Source organism: Halorubrum sp. AJ67 (assembly GCF_000513435.1).
Genome location: NZ_CBVY010000004.1, coordinates 96,821 through 119,201, shown reverse-complemented (window position 1 = coordinate 119,201; position 22,381 = coordinate 96,821). Strand labels below are relative to the sequence as shown.

Here is a 22,381-nt window from a genome sequence, read left to right as displayed (position 1 = left end):
GTTCCCCAAGTGTATTCAGCACAACTAGAAGGACGAAAGCGGTATTCGTCCGGGTAGTTACGAACCGCCGCTCGTGTTTGCCGGTCTGTTCCTTCCGTGTTCACCCGTCTCTGGCCGTCTTTTTGTGCTTCTCGTTCGACTCTCTCTACGCGAACCTCCGTTTCACATGGACCTTCCCATACTCTCCTGATTAGTTTTCACTCTGGACGAGGGGTGTGTGGGCGATGTATTCTCTCTACCCCTAATCCGCACGGTTAGATTCCGTCTTAACCAATAACTCGCAGCACACTTCGATGATGTTGGTTAATCTCCGCTATCAGTAAAGGCAGTCACGTTCGCTTCCCGAGTTTCCGCGAGCTCCCGGCGAATCTCCGTCCGATCCCAACCGAGTGGTGACAGCAGGCTTTCGACGGCTCGAACGAGCTGCGTCTCGTAGTACGAGGCGGGCCTCCTGTTCGAGATCGATGCTGAGCAGCGCCGGCAGCAGCGGGTTCTGGTGGTTCAACAGCCCGCTCGCGTCGGCGTGTTCGCGGGCGTACTCGAACAGCTGGTCAAATCGCGGCTGGTCGCGACGCCGCAGTGCCCGGCGAAATTCCGCCCAACGCTCTTCGATGGCCCGGAGCGCATCCCGGTAGGTTGGGTTTTTGCGCCCCATCGCTATCGGCCTCCTGTCCCGGTCGCGGTCCACGCATCGAGCAAGGGGTCCGCGGTGGCCGCCACCGTCTCACTGTCAGCTGTGACACCTGTCCTGACACCCTCTGGGGTCGGTGTCGACGGCGCCGACGTCGTCGGTTCCACGCCGACCTGCGTGGCGCGTGCCGCGAGCAGCTGCCGCCAGTACGCGAACGTCGTCTGGTAGTACGCGCCGTCGTTGACGGGATAGACGAGCGTCTCGAAGTCTTCGCCGACGACCCGTGGCCCCATCCGCGTCTGCTCGCACTCTAGGTGGTGGTCGGCGACCGTCGCGATTGATTCGGTGAATTCGTTTCGCTCGTTTCGCGTAACGAGCACCGAGATGTCGTACCCCTCGGCGTAGGTCGCCAACCGGGCGAGAGTTCGAGCCTGAAGGGTTTTCGCGTGGTTTTCGCCGAGGGTATCGTCGGCGCGGTACTGGGCGTCGACGGCTGGCGCGACGATGAGGGCGGGTGTGTGGGGCGACGTGTCCTCGTCACGACTCGGTTCCCCTTGACCGGCCGCCCCGGCGTCGGTGGTGGACATCTGGATCGACTTGTTCACTGCCGTCGGGAGATCACAGACGGCGCCGTAGTGCTGGTAGGCGGTGAATCCGCGTGCCACGTGGATTCGGTTGAGCAACCGTTGACTGGGCGCGATCTGGGCGAGTGTCGTCGTCGTCGCGTGACCATTTGCGTCGATCCAGAAGGCGGGCCCGTCGTGTAGGAGGAGATGGTCGAGTACGAGCGACTGCAGGATCGGGACGCCCCGCCCTCCCTCGACATTGAGCAGCGTGATGCCGTCGTCGAGTTGTGGTAACAGCATCTCGTCCGTAGCTGGATCGGCCTGGTCAGCAAAGGCCTGGTTGCGGTCAGCGCCCCGTGTCGGCTGGTTCACCGCTAATCGGTTCGACGTTGTGTGTTCTCCCATACTTGATTAGTTGTCTACCTTCCCGATAAGCCGCTGCGTGTCGCTTCCGCGTTTCAGGGAACTCGACTTGATCCCCTCCAATCCCGGTACAGTCCCGAGTAGTCTCCGTTTGGATCCTGTTTCCGAGAATAGTTCCTGAATCCCGTGTTCTCCGTGTTAACCAACATCCGCCCGTATTGACGGCGGCGTGTTGGTTAATCTCTTTCCTCCCAGGTCGACGAAGACGAGTACCGCAAAAACAAGGACGAGGAAAACAGCTCGGAATGCCTCAATGAAAATCAAGGATAGGAGGACGGCGAAAAACAAGAAAAGCAGCCTTCACTAAACGAGATATAGGTGTCACACGATCTCTTTCCACGTTGAATATCCAGAGCGGCTTGGCAACGCGAAAATCTGTACAGAAGCAGGTAAGGGTGCTTTCTGACTTGGCGGAAGCTAGGCTGCTAAAAGCACCGGTCAACCGAGATCATTCTCGCCGTGTTTCGTTACGAGAATTGAGAGAGGCCTTCCGAGAAGTACAGGATAACCCGTAGCCGAGTATCTTCGTTCCCTCTCCTTGCCTATTACCGGGAGTAGAAACCCGGTTCGACTGTTTTCCTCTAATCCGTGTCTTGCCCCTTGGACTCAGCACCACTCGTGAGATAAGAGGTATCATCAGCGAACTCGTCCTTGACGAGGAGAATCCGGATACCCAGTATCGCCTCGATCTTCTTCTGGTTATCATACATATGATTAGAATCTACTGTGACAACCTTGTCCAGGAGGCCTCGGTCCTTCATGTATGCCGCATCGCATAGAATAAGACGATCTCGATAACCGACAAAATCTAACTGTCTTTTCTCCATCTCCCAGTCTCCATCCTGCTCCGGAGCCATCTTGACCCGTCTCTTCAGACAGTTCTTTTTATTTCTCGCCTGGGTCTGAATCGTGTCACAAAGAGCGTCCATCGCTTGGCGAGCAACCTTGGAGGTCAGATCTTGATCGCCTATCTCCTCAGATAGGAAATCCTCAAGATTGGGTCGAATGTACTCGTTGATCAAGCTTTGAGGGAAGACATTCTCCTTGATTCGAGCTTCAGTAATGAACAGGTCCACGAGAGTGTCTAGGTCAAGCTCGTCATCATCATAGGAACGGAGCTTGATGTCTAGATTGCCCTGAGCTGCTCGAACGGTCGAGAATTTATCACCGAATCGGCCCTCCTCCGTTTCCCAATCGATGTCCGCCGTCTCCACAGAGTTTGAGTCGGTTCTATTGCAGTATTCGTAGACCGCGGTTTGGCAGGTATAGAGAGTATTGTCTGTGTCGAACAGCCTTTCTGATTCAGTTCGCCACAGGTCGTGGAGGAAAGTAATTCCAACAATTGGGCCGGTGTCAAGGAAGTACCTAGCCATCGCTATTAGATTTTCACGTCAAACTCTAAGTGAGGAGCAACGAACGCTTCCGCTGCTTTGATCGCTGCTTCACTTTCTCGAGCATTTCTTCGGGCCTTCTGCTTTTCCTGCTCAAGTAGAAATGATCGAAGCTCCTCTTTTGTTCCTTCTATACTATCGACACCCAGCTCTTCGGCGACCTCACTATGCGATAATCTACTGTTCTCCCGACATGCCAATTCTAAGCAGAATAGCCTCCAGAAGGTTTCAGAGATTCGATGTGCTTCATCGGGATCGTAGTCATCGGAGTCGATTTGAGCACTGACTAATCGGTACCAGATATACAAATCATTCTCGTATTCCGGAAACTCATCCAGTGGAAAGCTCTCCAGAAGATCATACACGGTTTCTCTGGTCCGTGCCTCGTTTTTCCCACCGTCGAGAGTCATTTGACCTGTGTCGGCAGCCGCTGTCAATTGCTTATCCAGCTGGCGATAGTGTCGCTGCACGTCATACGGAGCCTCTTCATACATCTTGTTCGTGATACTGTCAAGCCCGAGATCGTAGTAATCGTCAAGAGCTCTGCTAATAGCTTCTTGACTGCGTCGAAGGACTCCCTCTGACACATCGATATCATCGAGATCTAGATTGCTGGTTACTGAGGAACCGCCATCACTGATGTCCACATTAATATTTGAGTTTGACGTTGCGACGACTGCTCCATACATATACCAGAATTTAGGGACCTGAACTGGCACTCGCTCCTGCTCAAGTTCTTGCTCAACGAAATAGAGGACTTTGTGGAACGCCTTGGGCTTGAGTGAGTCTCCGTATTCATGTTCTTCTAAAAGGACTGCTACCAATTCTTCCAGGTCCAAGGCGTCCTGCATATGATTTCGTATGAAGGTGTTGAGGTCATCGTGTATAGATTCTTGGGAGATAGAATAAAGGTGGAGAAGGGAATTTGTTCAATCGGTACTAATGCCGTGGTTCGATCATGAAGGTGGAAGTGAGGCAAGTTTCCATACAGGAGAGAAATACAAGAACCGGATAGCCGAGTATCTCCGGGCACGAGGGAACAGTATTGAACGGCGATCGGACCACCACGCCACTACGGAGGATCTAGCTGCTGTAGGTATCTCTGAGGATTTCTATTGTCTGGATGCAGAGAAAGTTAGCAGTGAGTTTGAGAAACGGATCCGTGTAGAAGCCAAGGCAGGCGAAGTTTCACGTTTAGATGAGAGTTTCGTCACTGAGCTCGCACGTACCTTTCTCGACTATCATGAACAGAGCCGAGAGTTCGAGTATCATGTCTACTCTCCTCATTTCCAGGCCCCTGATAAGTGGAAGCGAATTTTCAAGCCACGAGTCAGCACAGACGATGCGATCAAGAACTACTATGATGAGGTTGTCAGTAGGCATGAACTGAATGACCAGGAGACGGAGAAATTCCGCGAATATGAGTTTGAGCACTTCAAGCGGTTCTTAGAAGACGTATTTATCCACCGCGCTGGCTGGGATCGCCTTGAGCAAATGACGGAAGACGAGCAGTCAGTAGATCGATCAAAATGGGATTTCTATACGAAAGAGAATAGGCCCTATGACCGTCCAGAGACGCTGATACCTAACTTCCTCAAACTTGAGGAGTATCCAGATTATATCTATGTTGGCATTTGTACTGCTGATCGCCATCGGGATGTGTATGAGGCAAATGAGTGGTATTCTCCAATTTGGATAGAGGGAGATGAAATCTACAGTCTAACCCCTCCAGAAGAGATGGAGGATTCTCTATTGAAGTTCATCGAGACAGATTCCATCAAAGAACAGAGCTTCGATCAGTGGCTGGAAGATGTCGAAAAAGCAGATGAGATCGCTAAGAGACTGTTCAACCGCTTCCTAAAGAAGAGAGGTGTCGAGAACTACGATACCTGTAAGCTGGTGAGGCACGACTACGAAAACCGGCTAATCTTCCAACACAATCCGGACAAAGACAGCGTAGAAGAAGACGAACCTGAGCAGACGTTTGTAGAGGGTTGGAAAGTTACCATGGAGAGGGGGCGTTCTATCGCTCACAGATATGGAGTTCCTCAATTCAGACAATATGATGGTGACTTCTATGTTTTCGTCGAAACCGGATGGCTGTTCTCACGGAGAGGCTACGGAAACAACATAATTAGCGGAGATCAGGCGAGCAAGCTACACGACGATTTGCAAAGTGACGGATACCACCGGCCTAATAATTTCAAGGCTCAATTCCGCCAATGGCGCTCGTATCTTGATTTGACCGAAGATCCCCCACAGAATCAGTCTCTTTTCGAAGACGAGGAGCGAGATCACCCTCAGGCAATGTACTTCTCTGAGATAGATGATTTAGAGGTCCGAAAACGCCCACCAAAAGATACCAGTGAGAGAAATGAGCTCATGTCGCCAGAGGTTGACTCATACTGATGTCTGAATTTGAAATCTCTCGCTTACGTGAACCGGAGCTAGTGTTTGCCGGTGAGGAGAAAGCAAAGGATCCGCGTGCTGGCCTTCTTGAGTACGGACCCTGTCCACCTCGCGATGGCTCCGATCATGAGATCGTTCGGATAGGGATTGTTGGAGACAGCTGGTCGATATCCGCGGTCCGAGATCTTCTGGAAGAGATGCGGCACGGCGTCCTTCCAGAAGGTTCAGACAGAGAGAGATGGAACCAGCCGTTTCCGGGACTCGGTTCAGAATCAGAACTGCAGATGTCCTTCGATCAGCGTCAGAAGTGGCGTAGTGAGATTGAGGGCGATCACGTCGACGCACTCCAGGAAGTCAGAGATGAGGAGCAGCAGGTGGAAATGGCGTTGGATAATATCGAATATCACATCGAGAACGTCTGCTCGACCACTCCCTCACCGGACGTAGTTATCGTAAGCATCCCTCCAGATTTAGTGGAGATCCTGACGGGCGATAAAAAGGGAGGACGGATTAGGACCAAGGACACTGACTTTAGAAGCCGGATTAAGCTGCTTGGGATGCTGAATGAGACTCCAACTCAACTAATCGGGCCAGATACCCTCCGCGACGAGGATGTTCAACCACGTCGTGAAGTGGCTTGGAATCTCGCTGTGGGACTACTGTACAAAGCTCGTCGAGGCCGTCCTTGGAAACTAACTGAGCTGAAGTCGAGAACCTGCTATGTGGGTGTGTCTTTTTACGATGAACGCGGAACAGATCCCGATACTAGAGCCTCAATTGCGCAGGTGTTCATGGAGACCGGGGAGAACTTCGTAATCCGGGGCGACCCTGTCAAAGATATAGCGAGTGACAAGGACACGGGAAGAACCCATCTGAACCGTGAAGATGCTAAACAGCTTATTGAGACAATCTTAAGGCGCTTTGGTGACCGACAAGGTGAGATGCCGGGAAGATTGGTGATTCATAAGTCATCTAATTTCTGGGAGAAAGAGACGGAGGGTTTCAAAGATGGGTCCTCTGAGGTCGCTGCTCGGGATTTCATCACGATCCGCGAACGCCATCCGATTCGGTTGTTCAGTAATACTCAGTACCCGCCTTTGAGAGGGACTGTCGTTCTTCCTCTTGGAAAGAAAGAGTACTATCTGTACACCAAAGGCTTTGTTCCAGAGATTTCAGCGTACGACGATTCAGGGATGCCAAAGCCGATCGTTGTCCGACCACACAGTGATGTGCAATCTACATCTTACCGAGAGATCTGTGAAGAGATTTTATCGTTCTCTAAGCTGGATTGGAACAGCTCTGATTTCTGTAAAAAGCTCCCTGTTACAGTTGGAATCGCAGATGCAGTCAGTGATATTCTTGCTGAACCACTAGCTGGTGAGCTTCCTGAAGAGATGTTCCCCTACCACTATTACTACTATATGTGACCTCTTCTCAGGAAATATTTTGAACGGTAGCTGGCTCTTAGAAGTCCTCTTCTCCACACCATCGACAGTTGTCCAAACGGCAGTCTTCCATAATCAAGGCCCCGCAGCTGCAGCACTGTTCCAAGTCTTCGTTCAGGCCGAGATCGGTTCCTGGTATGACGGTGGAGATTGAGTCAGCGCTTACGAGGAGAATTGCGCCGTGGTTCTGGTTCCAGAACCCTCGTTCGTATCCTCCGGATAGATTGACTCGGACACTGTTATCGATGTGTTCCTCGTTTAGTTTCTCGGAGGTATTGATCCGCATAGTCCAGCGAAGCCGAGCGTGATCCGTGATTCTGTAGTCTGTTCCGTCTATCCTGACATCGTCGATCGTCTATCTACCTCCGAGTCTTGGGAAAACCCTGTAGTATCTTTCTCAAAACTCGTTTTTAAAGCCTGAATTGTCACGAATCAGTATCTTCGCCATCGTCTTCCCGACCATCATCGCCTCTTTCGACTTCGATCTCTGCATACATTCCGCTGCCCTTCGCCCGGTCCAAATAGATCTCTTTGTGGAACTCCAGCCACTCCTCAAACGGATAATCTGGATCAGAAACTGGCCGTACCGTAGAACCAGTCCTGGGATATTCAACAGGATCTATCTGACCTGGCAGAGAATCGATTCTGGATTGAACATCCAGATCCTCACTTAGGATCTCATCGATGGTTTGATCCATCGAATCTTCCGAGACGTCGTACCTGGCAGCGGCATTGAAGTTCGACATCAGCTGGGTGTCGACCTCGGACTCAATGTACTCCAGGTAGAGAAGCGTTCCAAGCCACTGCCGCAGCATTTCTTCATGGCCGGATTCTTTGAGTATTGAGATGCATTTTGTCCAGCCACTACCAGCACTGCTCCAGTCCACGATCTCCTCCCCGTGTTGGACTTCATACCGGATGAACGCAGAGGTAATCTCTGCCATCGAAGCATAGCAGCTCCATAATGCCCATTCTTCAGGCGAGGTCCAGTCATCTTCTTCTCTGCGAGATGCTCTTCTGAAGAGATCTAGGCTATCAGCTTCGTCTGGAGCTCCTTCTACTGTTTCCTCGAATACCTCCGGGATGTACTTCAGGGAAAGGGAGGTGTACGGCAGTTTGCGTCTTTCTGTAGCCCCTCGTCTTACCACTGATTGTGCGGCTCGCCAGCCAAGGATTCTGGTTCCTGTCCCGGCGGTGTCCCACAGCTCAGCTTCAGCTGCCTCTTTAAGAACTTCCCCCGAATCATCGACTGCTTCCTTCCGAATGTTCTCCCCGGTTGTGCTGAAGTCTACGTTGCTGACGAGTTTACCGAGGCCTTGCGAGCTGTGTATTGCGACGGGTTCGAGTTCTTGTTCAACCGAGTTGTTTCCGATCGAGGATAGCGTGTCGACGGCTTCGGAGCCGGCTTCTTCCAGGTCTTCGTCAACGCTTTTCTCTCCAGCACTTGGAAGCCTATTCGTACAGAGTTCTTCGAGAGAGTCACCTACCGGGCTGTCGTCCTCGACTTGATCTGTCGATACCTGTTTCAGAAGCTCTTCGACTTGGTTGTCGATGACGTTGAGAGCTCGTGTTGCAGCGGGTACGTCCCTGTCATCGATCGCGGATCTGACGATGGATACTGGAACGAGGAAGGGATCTGTTTCGGATGGGTCGTTGTCAGCGGCTTCGGCGTCGGCTATTATCTGACTTGGTGTGAGCTCTTGCTTGACTCGTTTGATGATTCCCTCGGGTGTGGTCTGTTCCAGGGTTCTGTCGACGAAGAAGTACAGCAAAGCAAATGAGGCAGATGCGAGGCCGAGAGCGACAGAGGTCAAGAGTCTGAGTGTGAATCGTGAGACGTGTGTGAATGCGAGTAGGCCGATGATGTCGGCTGCGAGTGAGGCTGCGAAGACACCGACTGTTTTCTTGTATGCTCCGTCGGATCTGAACAAGTCGGCTAACCTGGTGGAGTATCTTGATGTTGAGAGTTGGATTCCGAGGATGACAACGGAGAAGACGATGGCAAAGACCGCTGCCTGAATTGACGCCAGTGTTGAGAGGACTTGCTGGCCGTTACCTGAGAGATCATAGTTCGTGAGTTCTGCTGCGAGTATAGATACCCCAGCAACGACAGCGAAGATTGCTGGGACTGGCCAGCGGAGCGGTTCCTTCATTCAATCGGGACAATGTTACCGGCCTGTCTTATCTACACGGGGTTTGGGGAGCAAAATGAGCAGGATATCACTGATCCCCTTCCTCTATTGTCATTCCATCTCGGACTTTGCAAGATTGTCGTGTCCACTTCCCGTCCTCGATATTCGGACTTCCATCATCCCCAAACTGTCTCCATAATTCGTCGAGGACTGGTTCAAGGCCTTCAATTACTTGTTCACTGCCGATCTGTAAAGTAGCGTACTCCGTCGTATAACGGTCGGTGTCAATAGTCTTCGGAGAACGATGTAAACTACTGCCGAGATGGTCCGGCGTTACGAGCTGTACGTCTCCTGCATCAAGGAGTGAAACAAATGCGAAGGTTGTTCCCGAGAAACCCATCTTAGACAGGTCCATCATCGTCTCTCTCGCTGCCAGTATAATCGCAGCATCAAGGCCTATCCCGACACCGTCTTGGATGAAACCTTGCAGCCACAGATCTTCGTATTTCTCGTGGAAAGCGGAGACAGAGGCAGATTCATATAGACCATCGTTCCTCAGGACAGCGTAGGCGTGGTGTTCTCCGGGAGATCCACCTCTGCCGTATGAAATCGTGTGCTTCCCTTTAGATTCGCCGTAGTTCTCCCTTTCTTCGAAAATAATGGATGGGTTCGGGAGATCGCCTGACCGGTTCTTGCTCTTGGACAATACGCCGTTTGGGATGATGTGTAGTGCAATAGCTGGGCCTTCGATTAGCTCGCTTGCGTATCCATCACGGGCCTGTAACTTGTCAAGTCGGTCGCTGCATAGTTCTTCGATTTCTTGGATGTGGTCGTGATCCTTCTGTAGATCGACATCTAGAAATTCTTCGGCCAAGTCCTGACTGTTTTGCCGTAGTTCTCCGAGAATCTCTTCTCGGTGATGGATCCGCAGTTTCCAACCGTACTCTTCTCGGATCTCATCCTGCAGATCCAGTTCCTGCCTGCCGCCCACATCTTGGTTAGTGACGAAAACGAAGAGGTCGTAGTCTTCTCCTCTCTCCTCTTCCAGTTGTTTGACCTTTTCGGCGTCACTACGGAGCTTACGTCTCCAGGTTTCTTGGACGCTGGCGTGGGCGATACCTTCTCTACCACTGATTTCGACTTGGCCGTCCCATCCTCCATCAGGGCCGGAGCTCCCGCTTTCGTGAACCTGGTATCCCTGTTCACGTAGATATGCCATAGCAAATTTCTCGAAAGGATAGCCTCGGAGATTGGCGAGGGCAAATTCGAGGTCGTCCATATACTCTTTAGTTTGCTTTCCCGGTGACAAAATGGTTCGCAACCCGTAGGACGCTTTCTCTGCTACATCCCCTTCATCGCTATCTGTAGCACGTTCTGTGCGGCACGGTAGATCACGACGCCAACTTCGAAGGGGCGTGGGAGTCCCGGCCCTGTCTGGTCCCCTCGTCAGGGTTCTACGAATGGAAATCGCCGAACGGCGGGTCGAAGCAGCCCTACCGGATTTACAGAGAGGACGACCCCGCATTCGCGATGGCCGGGCTCTGGGACGTTTGGGAGGGCGACGACGAGACGATCTCGTGCGTCACGATTCTCACGACGGAGCCGAACGACCTCATGAACTCAATCCACGACCGGATGCCGGTCGTCCTCCCGAAGGACGCTGAGTCCGACTGGCTCGCCGCAGACCCGAACACCCGCAAGGAACTGTGCCAGCCGTACCCGAAGGACGATCTGGACGCCTACGAGATTTCGACGCGGGTCAACAACCCCGGCAACGACGATCCCCAGGTCATTGAGCTACTGGACCACGAGCAATCGGGCCTCGGCGAGTTCAGTTCCTAACAGTTGACGGCGGAACGGTCACTGCATCGGCGACGCCGCTGCCGAATCGACGAGCGAGTACTTTCGGTCCCGACTCGTCCCCTCCGCCTCGAGGAGGTTGTACTGTTCCATCTTCGAGAGGTACGTGCGGATAGTCCGTTTCGTCCGCGGATCATCGACGTCCTCGGAATAGCGCTCGTGGATCTCGCTCGGCCCGACCGGGCCGTGCTCGCCAACGATGTCGTAGACGACGCGCTGGTGCGGCGTGAGCGAGTCGAGACTCTTCTGCTTGATTTGGGCCCGAGCATCCTCCGCGGCGTCTAGGAGGATGTCGTCGGTGATTCGCTCGTGGTTCTCACGATCAGCCTTGCCGGCGGCCGTTCGGAGGATACCGATTGCGAGGCGGGCGTCGCCGGCGGCCGCATCGGCGATCCGGTAGAGCTGGTCGTCGGTGATGACGCCCTCGTCGAGGCCCCACTTTGCCCGCGCACTCAGAATATCGTATAGCTGCTCGTCGTGGTACTTGTCCATCCGGACGTGTTCGCTGGAGCGCAGGCGGCTCACGAGGCGGTCGTCGACGCGGCTGAACAGCTCCTCTTCCTTGTTCGCGATGCAGATGATCGCGAACTGCGGGAGGCTGTGGAGGTCGTAGATGACGCTGGGGTCCTCCAGTTGGTCGACCTCGTCGAGGATGACGACCGTTCGCGGGCCGTCGTGCTGCTGGAGCCGGTCGACGAGTTCGTCGTGGGGCGTCGACTGCCGGTGGATGTCGATGGTGGCGCCGAGGTTGTCGAGAATTTGGTAGAGCGTGCGGAACCGGGTGTAGTTTCGCCAGCAGTTGACGTAGATGGCCTCGACGTCGAGGACTTCCTCACGCAAGCGTTCGGTGACGAATTGCGAGATACACGTCTTCCCCGTCCCGCTGGGTCCGGTGACGATAGCCGTGTCGGCTGGTTCTCCGTTCGTGATGGGCTTGAGGACGCTAGAGAGGTGGTTGACTTCGGCGTCGCGATGCTCAACTTCCCGAGGGACGAACCCGGCGCGGAGAACGCGAGCATCGCGGATCATCTGTTACTGCTCAACTTGTTTCCCGTCTAGTCATAAAAGCGTAACCGGGTTGTTTCCGGAAACCTTCGCATAGTACCATCTTCTGGGTCTGATACCCTACGCTGTCTCTCGGTTTGTGTTTGAGGAAAATCAAGGCTTCCGGAAACTTCCGGGAACTCATCTCCCAATACCGATTAGATGCTCATTGAGAGATTCACTCTCCGACTGCTTGGAGTAGGTTTCACCAAAACGGGTACGTCTGGATTACGAGATCTTTAGTAAACTATTTCTAATCTTGTTCGTTCCGTCAGAGGTGTGTCGCTCAGTGTGCTCTTTGATACGCCAGCAGTTAAGTCACCGTTCATCTCGTCCGGTAACCTCGCTGATGAAGAGCGACTAGTCCACTTCCCGGCCACGACGAGAGTACACGCAGGCCTCCTCAACGCGATGGTTGAGCGTGGTCAGGATCTGGTCATCGTAACACCGTCTGATAGATCCGAGTTTCTACACCTCCACGCGCTTGAAGCCCTCTTTGGACCCAAGGTAGATGGCCGTAACGCGGTGTTTCTCCTCAGCTCCAACACGGCATTCCGCGAACGGTTCCGGCAGCTGTCTCCGACGTCGATACGGCCACCGCACGATAAATCATGCTACGCGCGTGAGGAAACTCCGATAGCTAACGTAACGCAAGATGGATCCCTAGCGACGGTTACGAAGAACCTCAACCATCCCGATAAGCCTGCCAGGTTCCTCTTTTCGTACACGAGTACGCGCATTCCTTCGGACGATGTCGGAGACCGAGTTCGATGTGTAATCTATGACGACTCTGTGAAGTACGACAAAGAACGCCTCCTCCGATTATTGAAGTGGAAAAAGCGAAATGACGTGCCTGCGATAATCTACTTCACGAGTAATCCGACGTCAGACCTTGTGGAGAAACTACGGGGACGGGCATTCTTGTGGACGTGGCCACCTCGGCTGTTGTCCGCTGTGGTCGAAAGTGACCGCGATAGTGGGAGCGAGTGGATACGTACCGACGAGGAAGTGAGTCCAACGACTCAACGTTCTCAGGCCGTCGCTAGGCGGGAGCAGAACCGTGTTTCGGGACTCTCTATCGATGTCCATACATGTGGCGACGGAGACCTTCTCACGGCACTAAAACGAGCGAACAACCGCCGAGCGAAGTTCGAGTACTTGACACGAGAGTTGGATGTGGACATCCTCAAGCGCGGGCAGCAACTCGTACGGTACGCTCTGGGGAGTTTTCGCGAACTCTTGACCCCTCTCGACGTAGCCGACTTTCATGCACGGCGGACAACAATATCGAGCCGGCTTGCGCAACTTGATCGGTTCGCGGGACGCATTGCGTCTGACCCAGAAGCTAATCCCGCAACTGGTACGTTCCGTGACGTAGTCTCGGCTCTTGAAGAGCTGGAGGATAGTTGGGACGATGCGCCTGCGAGTGCCAAAAAGCAGGGCGTACTAGTTAACAATCTTCTCTACGGTGCGCTAGACAGAGGAGACTCGATTTCCGTGGTGACTGCGACAGAGAGTCAACAGCAGGCACTCACGATGTTTCTCCAGTCTGAGCACGCTTCTCTCTATCGCGACTTGGGTGACGATCTCGCGATACACGACACTCACAGTATTCGCTCAGCCGACCCCACGGACCACGTCGTTCTCTACGGTGCACTCCGGTGGGCTGACCGCGATCTCCTCCGGACCGATGTCGCAACTGACGCTGTCGTCTTGGCCTATCCGATTGAGATGGGGCTCCTCCACTCACAAGTTGATGCCGTGGAGAGTTCTTTCGAATCAATTGCGGATGCCTCGTTCTGGAAGGTGATCGATAAGCTGACCCGTCTCGCTACGGACGAACCCGCGGACGTTGAACGTGTAAACATTGACCTCCCCGAGTATGAGGAACCCAGTACGAGCGATCTCGGTGGAGATATCTCCGTAGACGAGGCCGAAGGAGAAGACCTGGGTGAAATCGTTCGAGGGTACGAGACAGATTACGAGGACAGTGAAGACTTTGACCCGACTGAGTACGAGACGTCCTCCACGAAACAGACGACTACCTCCGGCGGATGGACTGAGACCGACTGTCTTGACGTCCACTTTGACGATGGACTGTATATGTACTTCCGCAAGGATACCGAAGTGTATTCGGTACGCGAGGGCCACGACAAACTGTTCAAGAAGAACGCCTCACGCCTCAAGAAACACGATGTCGTCGTCCACCTGGAAGACACAGACGAGATGCGTGAGCAACTGTACGCGTTGATCCGTGAACGTGGGGACGTCGGACTGTACTACTACGCCAACCTGTGGAAAGTCAATCTTGAAGCCGCCTTGGAGGAGACGGGTGACGACCTTGACGACTTCATGGAGAAGATGAAACAACAGGGTCTTGACAAGGGACACGGCACCTACGAGCGGTGGTACAAGATGGAAGTCCATCGGACGCGGTCGAAGAAGAGCTTCTGGGCCATCGCCGAAGCGTACGATCTCGAAGGCGTGAAAGAGAACTTCAACCAGGTATGGAACGCCGTCCAGGAGATGGAGACGATATACAGTCGTCTGAAGAAAGCACTCCGGCAGACAGCACTTCGATCTGCCGCCGACGGGACACTTGACGACGTAATGCTTTCTGAGAGTCCAGATATCCGTCTCAGCGACTTCGAGATCGGGAAGTACCTCTATCGGCTGGAAGTCCACTCGATAGAGGAAGATGTTGAGGCCAAGAGTTCCCAGATCGGTCGGTTACGTGGACTCTGACGGAGTTGGTGAGATACATAGTTACTGTACGTATACCAATCCGCTCACCCTTCGTCAGCAAATAGGACTATAAATAGGGTCATCGATCGGTTCTCACGATCTCTGTAACTTCCCTAACCTCGTCTCCCTCACTAAACTTATGACACTCTGCCATGACGGGAGCATATGGGACTCGGGCCGCGCGAAATTCCACCTCAATCTGATTCTCGTCAGTACGCTCGACCACCGGACGACGCATACGAGATAACAGAAGACGACAAGGAGTACCAGCAGCACCAAGCTGTCAACAACGTCCTTCTTGAACGGCTCGTCGAACGGATTACTGGCCGCGGCGAGTACGGTGAAACAGTCTACGACGTTAACCCGAAGGATCAGTTCTTCGCAGGTGCGTTAGCGAGTCAGTTCCAGTACCGCGAAGCTCAGGAATCCGACGACGCGTTCGGGAACATCGCCACACGAGTCGCCCCCTTCACTATGGGGCTTCAGTTCAAGCTCCCCGGGTCAGTTCCGGACGACGAGACGGTGGAGATCAGTCCTACTGCGAAGGTCTACTATCGCCGTCTACCAACTTACGAGGAGCAACAGGAGTTCGGTGGGCCGGTCGGGTTCGATCCAGAGATAGCCGAGGACGACGCACTCACGCCAACTGAGGAGGACGAAGGCTCCGAGGCGGAAGACGACGAGGACGAAGACTCCGCTGGATACGCTGGAGACGACGCATCGCTAGAGGAGCTGCGACCGGTGTACGAACGAGTCCAGATTGACGTCGGCCCTCTTACAGTCACTGCGGGTGAACTGAAGCGTGCGGCGCAATCCGACGGTGAGCTACCCCCACTCACGGACGACGATGCGGTGATGGATGCGATGGAGACCTACCGGCAAGACGAGCGCCGGTACCGGGAGCCCGACCCGCCAGAAGAGGTAGACCGTCGTAACGCGGACAAGATCCCCGAAACTGCTCTCGAAGACGAGGAAACCTTCGAGACATTCTTAGAACAACGATTCAGTGGAGAAACCCCGACGCCGGTGTGGGATTTCGAGGTATCACTCACAGCCCAATACGACGAGGACGACATCATCGTCTCCGTCTCCTTCGTGAACAAACACGGTATCGAGTACCCCGACGCGCTCGACCCGAAAGGGGAGGAGTGGCGGGCGTTCTTCTTCGACGTCAACACCGACGTCTCTGTCGAGGAGACCCCGATTGAGCCGTTCGTCTCAGACGAGATCAGGAACGAGTACCACTACGACCCCGAGATGGACGGTCTCGGACGCAACTGTAGCGTCGAACGGACCGATCCCACCACGATAAAGACGGTGACCGTTCCGATTCACGAGCAGCGGAAGTACCGTAGCCGAGAGACACTTTCGGCCCCGTTCAGTGACTTCGCGTGGGGGACTATCGAGACGCACTTGGACCGTATCTCTCGGGAGATGGAAGAAGCCCGGGAACAGTACGAGTCGATGCGCTCCGAAGTCCTAACCGACCGGAGCGACGAAGCACGCGAAAAGTTCGACGAGAACTTGGAGGCGTTCGAGAAGGAACGACGGCGCTTCGACCAAGGTCGGAAGCTCATCCGGGACGACGTGGGCCACAGTCGAGCGGCGTTCAAGTTCATGAACCAGACGTTCGACCAGATGGGGGAGAAGTACGAGGAGTGGTACCTCTTTCAGATCATCTACATCGTTATGGCCATCCCGGACATCGTAGCTCAAACCGAAGATATCGACGCGGAGAACCACTGTTTGGACGAGGTTGACGTGATCTACTTCCCTACTGGTGGTGGGAAGACCGAGGCGTATCTCGGCCTCGTGGTCTTTGCCACGTTCCGTGATCGACTTCGAGGGAAGGCTCACGGGACGACGGCCCTCACGAAGTTCCCTCTCCGGCTGCTCTCCTTACAGCAACTCCAGCGTATCGTGGATGTCTTCGCGCAGGCGGAGCTGATTCGCCGTCGTGAGTGTCCAGACACCGACGAGTTCAGCCTCGGATACTTCGTCGGGAGCGGGAACACTCCAAACCAATTGATGGAGACGGATGACGACGACAACCTCACCGACAACATCCGTCTGGTGAAAGAGGAAGACAGTCGATACGCAGAAAAGTGGAAGATCGTGACGACGTGTCCGTTTTGTGGGGAGGACGCCGTTGAACTGGACGGCGACTACGACCGGATGCGCCTCCTACACATCTGTACGAACGACGACTGCGACGAAGAGGAGCTCCCCATCTACGTGACGGATCGAGAGGTCTACCGGTACGCCCCGACCTTCGTGGTGAGCACTATCGACAAGATCGCGGTCGTCGGAATGCAACGTCGGTTCCGTACTCTCTTCGGACGGTTGAAGAAACGCTGTCCGAAGCACGGCTTCTCGGGAGAGAACCGATGCTTAGTGGCGAATCGGGGATACTCACGGTACAGCTGCGACGACGACGTAGAGGACGTTGATCCAGTAGACCCACCCTCTATCCTGATTCAGGACGAACTCCACTTGCTCCGTGAGGAGTTCGGCGCGTTCGATTCCCACTACGAGACGTTCCTCCAAGAGTGGGCCAACAGGGTCGGTGACGGCTGGGACATCAAGAACGTCACCGCGACGGCGACGATCAAGGGTGCCGAGAACCAGGTTCACGCCCTCTACTGGAAGGACGTGAACACCTACCCCTCTCCAGGTCCGCTCCTCAAACAGTCGTTCTACGCGTACGAAGATCCCCACCGACTCGGTCGTCGTATCGTCGGCTCGGTCCCTCACAACGTATCGCGGACGTACGCGTTGGTCGAAGTTCTTCGTGAGTACGCGGACATCATCCAGCACTACCAGCGAAACCCAGACAAACTCTCGACGGCATTAGAACGGGAACACCACCGAACGACACCGTACGGGGAGGTCGTTGACCTTGATCTCCCCGACGATGATTCGGAGAGACGGAACGTTGTCCTGGATATCTTGGAGTACTACGATACGCAGGTCGCGTACAACATCCAGAAGGTAGACAGCGACCGTCTCCAGCGTGCTGTTCCCTCCATGATCAACCCGTGGCTGGAGACACGAGACGAGGAGCGTGACGCGCTGAACTCCGTAGTGATGAGCGGTGAGACGGGGTTCGATGTCGTTCGAGACGTGTTGGAACGCCTCGAATCGGACGACTCCGACGACCCCGTGGACATAGTGAACGCGACGAGTATGATCTCTCACGGCGTTGACGTGGACACGCTGAACTTCATCTCGTTCTTCGGGATGCCACGACAGACGGCGGAGTATATCCAGGCGTACTCCCGTGTCGGTCGTCACGTCACGGGTACTGTCTTCAACCTGTTTAATCCGGTCCACGTCCGCGACCGCTCACACTACACGCGGTTCGACCGGTACCACGACTTCCAGGATCTTCTTGTCGAAGCGACTCCGCTGGAACGGTGGGCCGAGTTCGCGGTGAGTTGTACGATGCCGGGTATCTTCGCTGCGACGCTCCTTCAGTACTACGACGAACAACTCGAATCCTCGGTCGGCCGTGTGTACCTCTACGACTCGTTCCGAGAGGCACAGCGTGCAGGCGATCTCGACAAAGACGAACTCCTCGAATTCGTGAAGCGGTCCTACTGCGTCACGCCCGAACAGCGTCCCGAGTGGGCGGAGGATCGGACAGTCGATCTCTACGAGCGGAAAGTTGAGCGGGAGTTTGAGGACATCTGGGAACGATGTATGTCCGGACACCCGAAGGACGGTTACCAGGGATGGATCGGTAACATGATCAAACGTAGTGAGGACGACCGAGGACCGATGCGGAGTCTACGAGACATTGACGAGCAGCTCCCGATTGACATCGATACGGGTACCGCACAAGTGCTGAATATGTTCGACAGGAGGCAGTGACCATGGCAGATTCAGAGATGAAACGCGGTCTGGCGCAGGTGATGTACCGATTCGGTCCCGATTCGCTCTTCGACTACGGGCGACGGGGACTGTCGATGAAGGTGTCCCGGTGGGAGACCGACAAGGTAAGCTCCCTCGACGCGAACTACGTCGCGGAACAGATCGCTACTCACGCATCCAGCTTCCGGAACGACGACGAGGACCCCTGGGTAGACCTCACGGTGGACGATGTGGATTTCCGCCGACCGAATCGCGTCGTCGGCTCGCTCTACCCCCTGACCATGTACTGTCAGAACCGGAGTTGTCACCGGGTCGTGAGTAAGAAAGAGCCAAGTCATTTCGTCTACACCAACGGGGAGTGCCCCGAGTGTGGCGGTGAGCTCCGCCAACTCGCCTTCGTCCTCGTCCACGACTGCGGGAACATGATGTCGATCAACCCGCAGCCCTGTAGCGATCCGAACCACGGGTACGACCACATCTACCTCAACAAGCAGAACATCAACGATCCTCTCTCGTGGTACTTCTACTGTGGCGAGTGTGGTGACTTCTGTGGGAATATGTCGAAGCGATGTACGAAGTGCAACAAGGAACGAGTGTACTTCCGGCCGATAGCGAGCAACTCCGTTTACTACTCCCAGGGCGACGTTCTTGTCAATCTCCCAATCGACCAGCGATACAGCGACGACATCGAATACGGAGAGAGCTGGGCCCGCGTACTGATGGCTGCCCACCTCGGTGACCTTGACGACGTCGTTGAAGAGGAGGGGAAGACCTACGAGGAACTCGGCCGGATGACGACGGACGAACGCGACGCGAAACGGCGGGAGAAACAGATAGAGGAGTTGAAGGAGAAAGTGGGTGCAGAGCAGGTCGAAAGGATGATCGAGAGTGGTGTGGATCTCGGGGACGTCTTCGACGTCGCGGAGGACACGATAAAGGGTTCGACGCGGGAGGAAGTCGTCGAAGAGAACCGCGAACGTGTGAAGCTCCCCTCGCAGCGAGGCGGCGATAGCGACGTAGATCAGGCATACTCGACGCTCTCTCACGAACTCTTCACCTACCTTCGCTCGACTCAGGGATACGAAGGGAATCTAGACGCCACGGATGGAATGAAACGGCAACCCACTCCTCTGTCTCTAGACGGTCTCTTGGAGCAGGAAGATTTCCTTGAATCGAATCCGGAGGCAGAGGTATACCCGGAAAAACTCCAGAAAGTGAATATTGCGTCGGCGTGGGTCGTGGACAATCTCCCCCTGCTGAATTACACGTTCGGATTCACACGCGACCGCCCCGAACGATCGCGGACGGACCTACAGCCGTTCCCACATCCTCGGGGTGAGGACAGCACCCCCGTGTACGTTGACCAGACCCCCTCTGAGGCCGTCGTCCTCCAAGTAGATCGAGCCGCGATCATTGAGTGGCTGGACGAGAAGGGATCACTGCGTGATGTCGAACGTCCCGATACCGACGATGAGAGTGACCTTAAGGAGTGGTTCCTGGAGAACGTAGACACGAACGAACTTCGTGACCACTACTCGCCTATCGAAGACGACCTCACACGGGAAGTGTACACCCTCCTTCACTCGATGAGTCACGCGCTGATGCGAACGGCGAGTGGTCAGTGTGGCCTCGACAGCAACAGCATCTCGGAGTACGTGATGCCGAGCATCCCGGCGATCTTCCTCTACGCGAGCAGTACCGAACACTTCTCCTTAGGAGGGATGCACACGCTGTTCAAGACGAGAATTCACCCTTGGGTGGATGAGACGATTGCGGACGTCCAGAAGTGCGTGTACGACCCCGTGTGTGAACACGAGGACGGTGCCTGCCACGCGTGCCTCCACATGAGTGAAGTCGCTTGCGAGAGCGCCAATGGGAACCTTGACCGCCGATATCTAGTCGGCGGCGACAGAGATCGAATACCCGCGTTCTGGGAGTCAGAGTACGTGTGACTGGTAACTACAGTACTATTTGTACGAATTTCGCGGTGGTCCGCCAGTTCGACGCTCTCGACCGTGTCTTCGCTATCCGGAATGCTATCCTGGCACTTAACCGTAGAGACGTAACTCGGGCCGACGTAGACCGAGAGTTAGAAACGCCGCTAACGACCCGTGAAGCAGCTGCCCTCTTCACCTGTCTTCAAAAGAACGGGGCAGCCACCCAATCGGAGGTTGACGAGCGGGGCTTTGCATCCTACACTTTCGAAGTCGATCCTCCCGAAGTAGATCGAGTACTGACCCAACAAGCTGCGGTGATTGCCGCAGACAGTCGTTCCTCCCAGACAGATCAGGACGATTCCGTAGAGTTCGTGGCCACACTCCCGGGTGGATTCGAACCGACTTCTGCACGAGTCCATTCGATTCCCGACATCGCCTCTACGATCCGTAATCAAGTGTTCGACGCCGATTCGTCGGTTCGGATCGCCAATCCATACTTCGACCCGTCACTCGAACTCGTGTCCGACCTTGCGAGTCTCCCCCGGCGGGGTGTCGAGACACAACTATTGACCCGTGAAACCACAGATGAGGAAGGTGATACACGAACGACACTCAACAAGATGTGGAACTTGATTGACGAGGAACACCGGGACAACTTCGAGGTGAGAGACCTCTACCGATGGGACGAGGGTCAAGGGTCCCAAGCGTTTGCGACTCACGCGAAGATTGTAATCGTGGATGATCGGATCTGCTACGTCGGAAGCGCGAACCTGACCGATACGAGCCTTACAACCAACTTCGAATTCGGTGTCGTTGTTGAAGGTGATATCATCAAGGATGCAGTGACGGTGTTTGACGAAGTATTCGAGTACTCGTACCCAGTCGATCTCCCGTTATAATCGGAGTTGGTGCTTGTATTGTGGATTCACTCGCTATCAGAGTTCTCTGTGATGTAGCCGTGTGAAGCCGAAACGGCGGCTCAAGTACATTTCTGACTGGAGATACTGAAAATCTCTCGGGAAGCGACGGGGATACAGGAAGTACCGCAGAAAGTGGTAACGCGGATGAGAGTGGTGATAGTCTCCCCGACTCCTTTGCGGATTTCTTGGGATCAGAGAAGAAATCAGTACCGGAGGGAATCAATGACCAGATCGTGAGTCCTACGATGCTGACGCCGCGTTATAGATCCTACCCATAGACAATTTTCTCGCTATTGAGGTTGGATAACGGGCTCTTACCGAGACCCGGCGATAATCTGCCTAATCATCTCTCGTGCCTCGTCTTCTGACAGTCCTTCGAGTTGCACGTTTGTCAGTGCGTGATTGAACCGTCGTGTCGTCTCGTCTATGACACGCGACGGTTCGTCTGCGAGTTCGTCACACATGGCTCGAACGGCAGGTTGGTAGCGCGCGAACCAGCGGTCAAACACCTTGTTGACCATCGTCTGGTTGGCAAAGACCGCGTCAGTCGTTGAGTAATCGTCGCCACGCGACGTGAGCTCCGCAATCCACCAGAGTCGGTGGATGGCGTTTGAGTACAAGTCGGATCCCGCACCGAGGAACTTCTCTCTCATCGCCTCCTCAGAGCGATACTCCCAACGGTACCGGACGAGATCGGGGTATTGGACGACTGCTAGCCAGTGCCAGAGCCCTGGATCGCCGGCGGTTCGCCTCGTGATGTTGAGGGAACGGTGAATCTCTTCAGCGAGTGAGCCATCGATAGCGGTCTCGTACTCTGGGTACTCTTCCAGGACTTCCTTTACCGTGGAATCGATCCTGTTGAGATCAGCCGTCGGACGACCCGCCATAGGCTCTACGTACTCGTTCAACTGTTCGTCGGTTAGCGTCGTCTCGCCCTTCATGAACGACTCGCCAACGAGACGACGTCCGTCTTCCGTCAGTCGGTGTAATTCTGTCTCGGTCACG

15 protein-coding genes are annotated in these 22,381 nt (G+C 54.6%); 7 read left to right on the top strand and 8 right to left on the bottom strand.

The features are described 5' to 3' along the window. Positions 1–316: 316 nt before the first annotated feature. The 4 genes from BN903_RS17965 to BN903_RS05970 all read right to left on the bottom strand — a co-directional run bounded on the left by BN903_RS17965 (position 317) and on the right by BN903_RS05970 (position 3,850). The gene (locus BN903_RS17965; protein WP_228841032.1) at positions 317–655 is read right to left on the bottom strand and encodes a hypothetical protein; all 339 of its coding nucleotides are present in this window, start codon (positions 653–655) and stop codon (positions 317–319) included. 2 nt (positions 656–657) lie between these two features. Next, positions 658–1,602, bottom strand: a complete 945-nt coding sequence (locus BN903_RS05980) for a hypothetical protein (RefSeq protein ID WP_369317832.1) — start codon at positions 1,600–1,602, stop codon at positions 658–660. Positions 1,603–2,201: 599 nt separating this feature from the next. Then, a complete protein-coding gene (locus tag BN903_RS05975) occupies positions 2,202–2,993 on the bottom strand; it encodes a hypothetical protein (protein ID WP_048076863.1) in 792 nt (263 codons plus the stop codon). Between the two features lie 5 nt (positions 2,994–2,998). Continuing rightward, positions 2,999–3,850: a hypothetical protein gene (locus BN903_RS05970; protein WP_228841031.1), complete on the bottom strand. Its 852-nt coding sequence runs from the start codon at positions 3,848–3,850 to the stop codon at positions 2,999–3,001. A gap of 103 nt (positions 3,851–3,953) precedes the next feature. Between BN903_RS05970 and BN903_RS05965 the strand changes: the two genes are divergently transcribed. Next, positions 3,954–5,420 (top strand): hypothetical protein, encoded by a 1,467-nt coding sequence (locus tag BN903_RS05965; RefSeq protein ID WP_048076861.1) that lies wholly within the window; start codon positions 3,954–3,956, stop codon positions 5,418–5,420. Continuing rightward, positions 5,420–6,847, top strand: coding sequence for a hypothetical protein (locus tag BN903_RS05960; protein WP_052334926.1), 1,428 nt, complete (start codon positions 5,420–5,422; stop codon positions 6,845–6,847). Before BN903_RS05965 ends, BN903_RS05960 begins: the two co-directional genes overlap by 1 nt. A gap of 443 nt (positions 6,848–7,290) precedes the next feature. Here BN903_RS05960 and BN903_RS05955 read toward each other — a convergent pair whose 3' ends face one another. Then, positions 7,291–9,018: a DUF2254 family protein gene (locus BN903_RS05955; protein WP_052334925.1), complete on the bottom strand. Its 1,728-nt coding sequence runs from the start codon at positions 9,016–9,018 to the stop codon at positions 7,291–7,293. 67 nt (positions 9,019–9,085) lie between these two features. Beyond that, entirely contained in the window at positions 9,086–10,276 is a 1,191-nt protein-coding gene (locus tag BN903_RS05950) for a restriction endonuclease (protein ID WP_048076860.1), read from the bottom strand. Between the two features lie 95 nt (positions 10,277–10,371). Between BN903_RS05950 and BN903_RS15615 the strand changes: the two genes are divergently transcribed. After that, entirely contained in the window at positions 10,372–10,839 is a 468-nt protein-coding gene (locus tag BN903_RS15615; RefSeq protein ID WP_255331276.1) for an SOS response-associated peptidase, read from the top strand. Between the two features lie 18 nt (positions 10,840–10,857). Here BN903_RS15615 and BN903_RS05940 read toward each other — a convergent pair whose 3' ends face one another. Further along, a complete protein-coding gene (locus BN903_RS05940; RefSeq protein WP_048076859.1) occupies positions 10,858–11,886 on the bottom strand; it encodes a Cdc6/Cdc18 family protein in 1,029 nt (342 codons plus the stop codon). Positions 11,887–12,180: 294 nt separating this feature from the next. Here BN903_RS05940 and BN903_RS16520 point away from each other — a divergent pair, with 294 nt between their 5' ends. The 4 genes from BN903_RS16520 (at position 12,181) to BN903_RS05920 (ending at position 21,355) form a co-directional block, all read left to right on the top strand. Further along, positions 12,181–14,646: a DrmE family protein gene (locus tag BN903_RS16520; protein WP_154018054.1), complete on the top strand. Its 2,466-nt coding sequence runs from the start codon at positions 12,181–12,183 to the stop codon at positions 14,644–14,646. A gap of 165 nt (positions 14,647–14,811) precedes the next feature. Next, the gene (locus BN903_RS05930; RefSeq protein WP_048076857.1) at positions 14,812–18,519 is read left to right on the top strand and encodes a helicase-related protein; all 3,708 of its coding nucleotides are present in this window, start codon (positions 14,812–14,814) and stop codon (positions 18,517–18,519) included. Positions 18,520–18,521: 2 nt separating this feature from the next. Then, positions 18,522–20,471 (top strand): DUF1998 domain-containing protein, encoded by a 1,950-nt coding sequence (locus tag BN903_RS05925; protein WP_052334924.1) that lies wholly within the window; start codon positions 18,522–18,524, stop codon positions 20,469–20,471. After that, positions 20,468–21,355 carry a phosphatidylserine/phosphatidylglycerophosphate/cardiolipin synthase family protein gene (locus tag BN903_RS05920; RefSeq protein ID WP_195155728.1) on the top strand — a complete coding sequence of 296 codons (888 nt, stop codon included), beginning with the start codon at positions 20,468–20,470 and terminating at the stop codon, positions 21,353–21,355. Before BN903_RS05925 ends, BN903_RS05920 begins: the two co-directional genes overlap by 4 nt. 335 nt (positions 21,356–21,690) lie before the next feature. Here BN903_RS05920 and BN903_RS05915 read toward each other — a convergent pair whose 3' ends face one another. Then, positions 21,691–22,380 carry a DUF6339 family protein gene (locus BN903_RS05915; protein ID WP_048076854.1) on the bottom strand — a complete coding sequence of 230 codons (690 nt, stop codon included), beginning with the start codon at positions 22,378–22,380 and terminating at the stop codon, positions 21,691–21,693. Position 22,381: the final 1 nt, after the last annotated feature.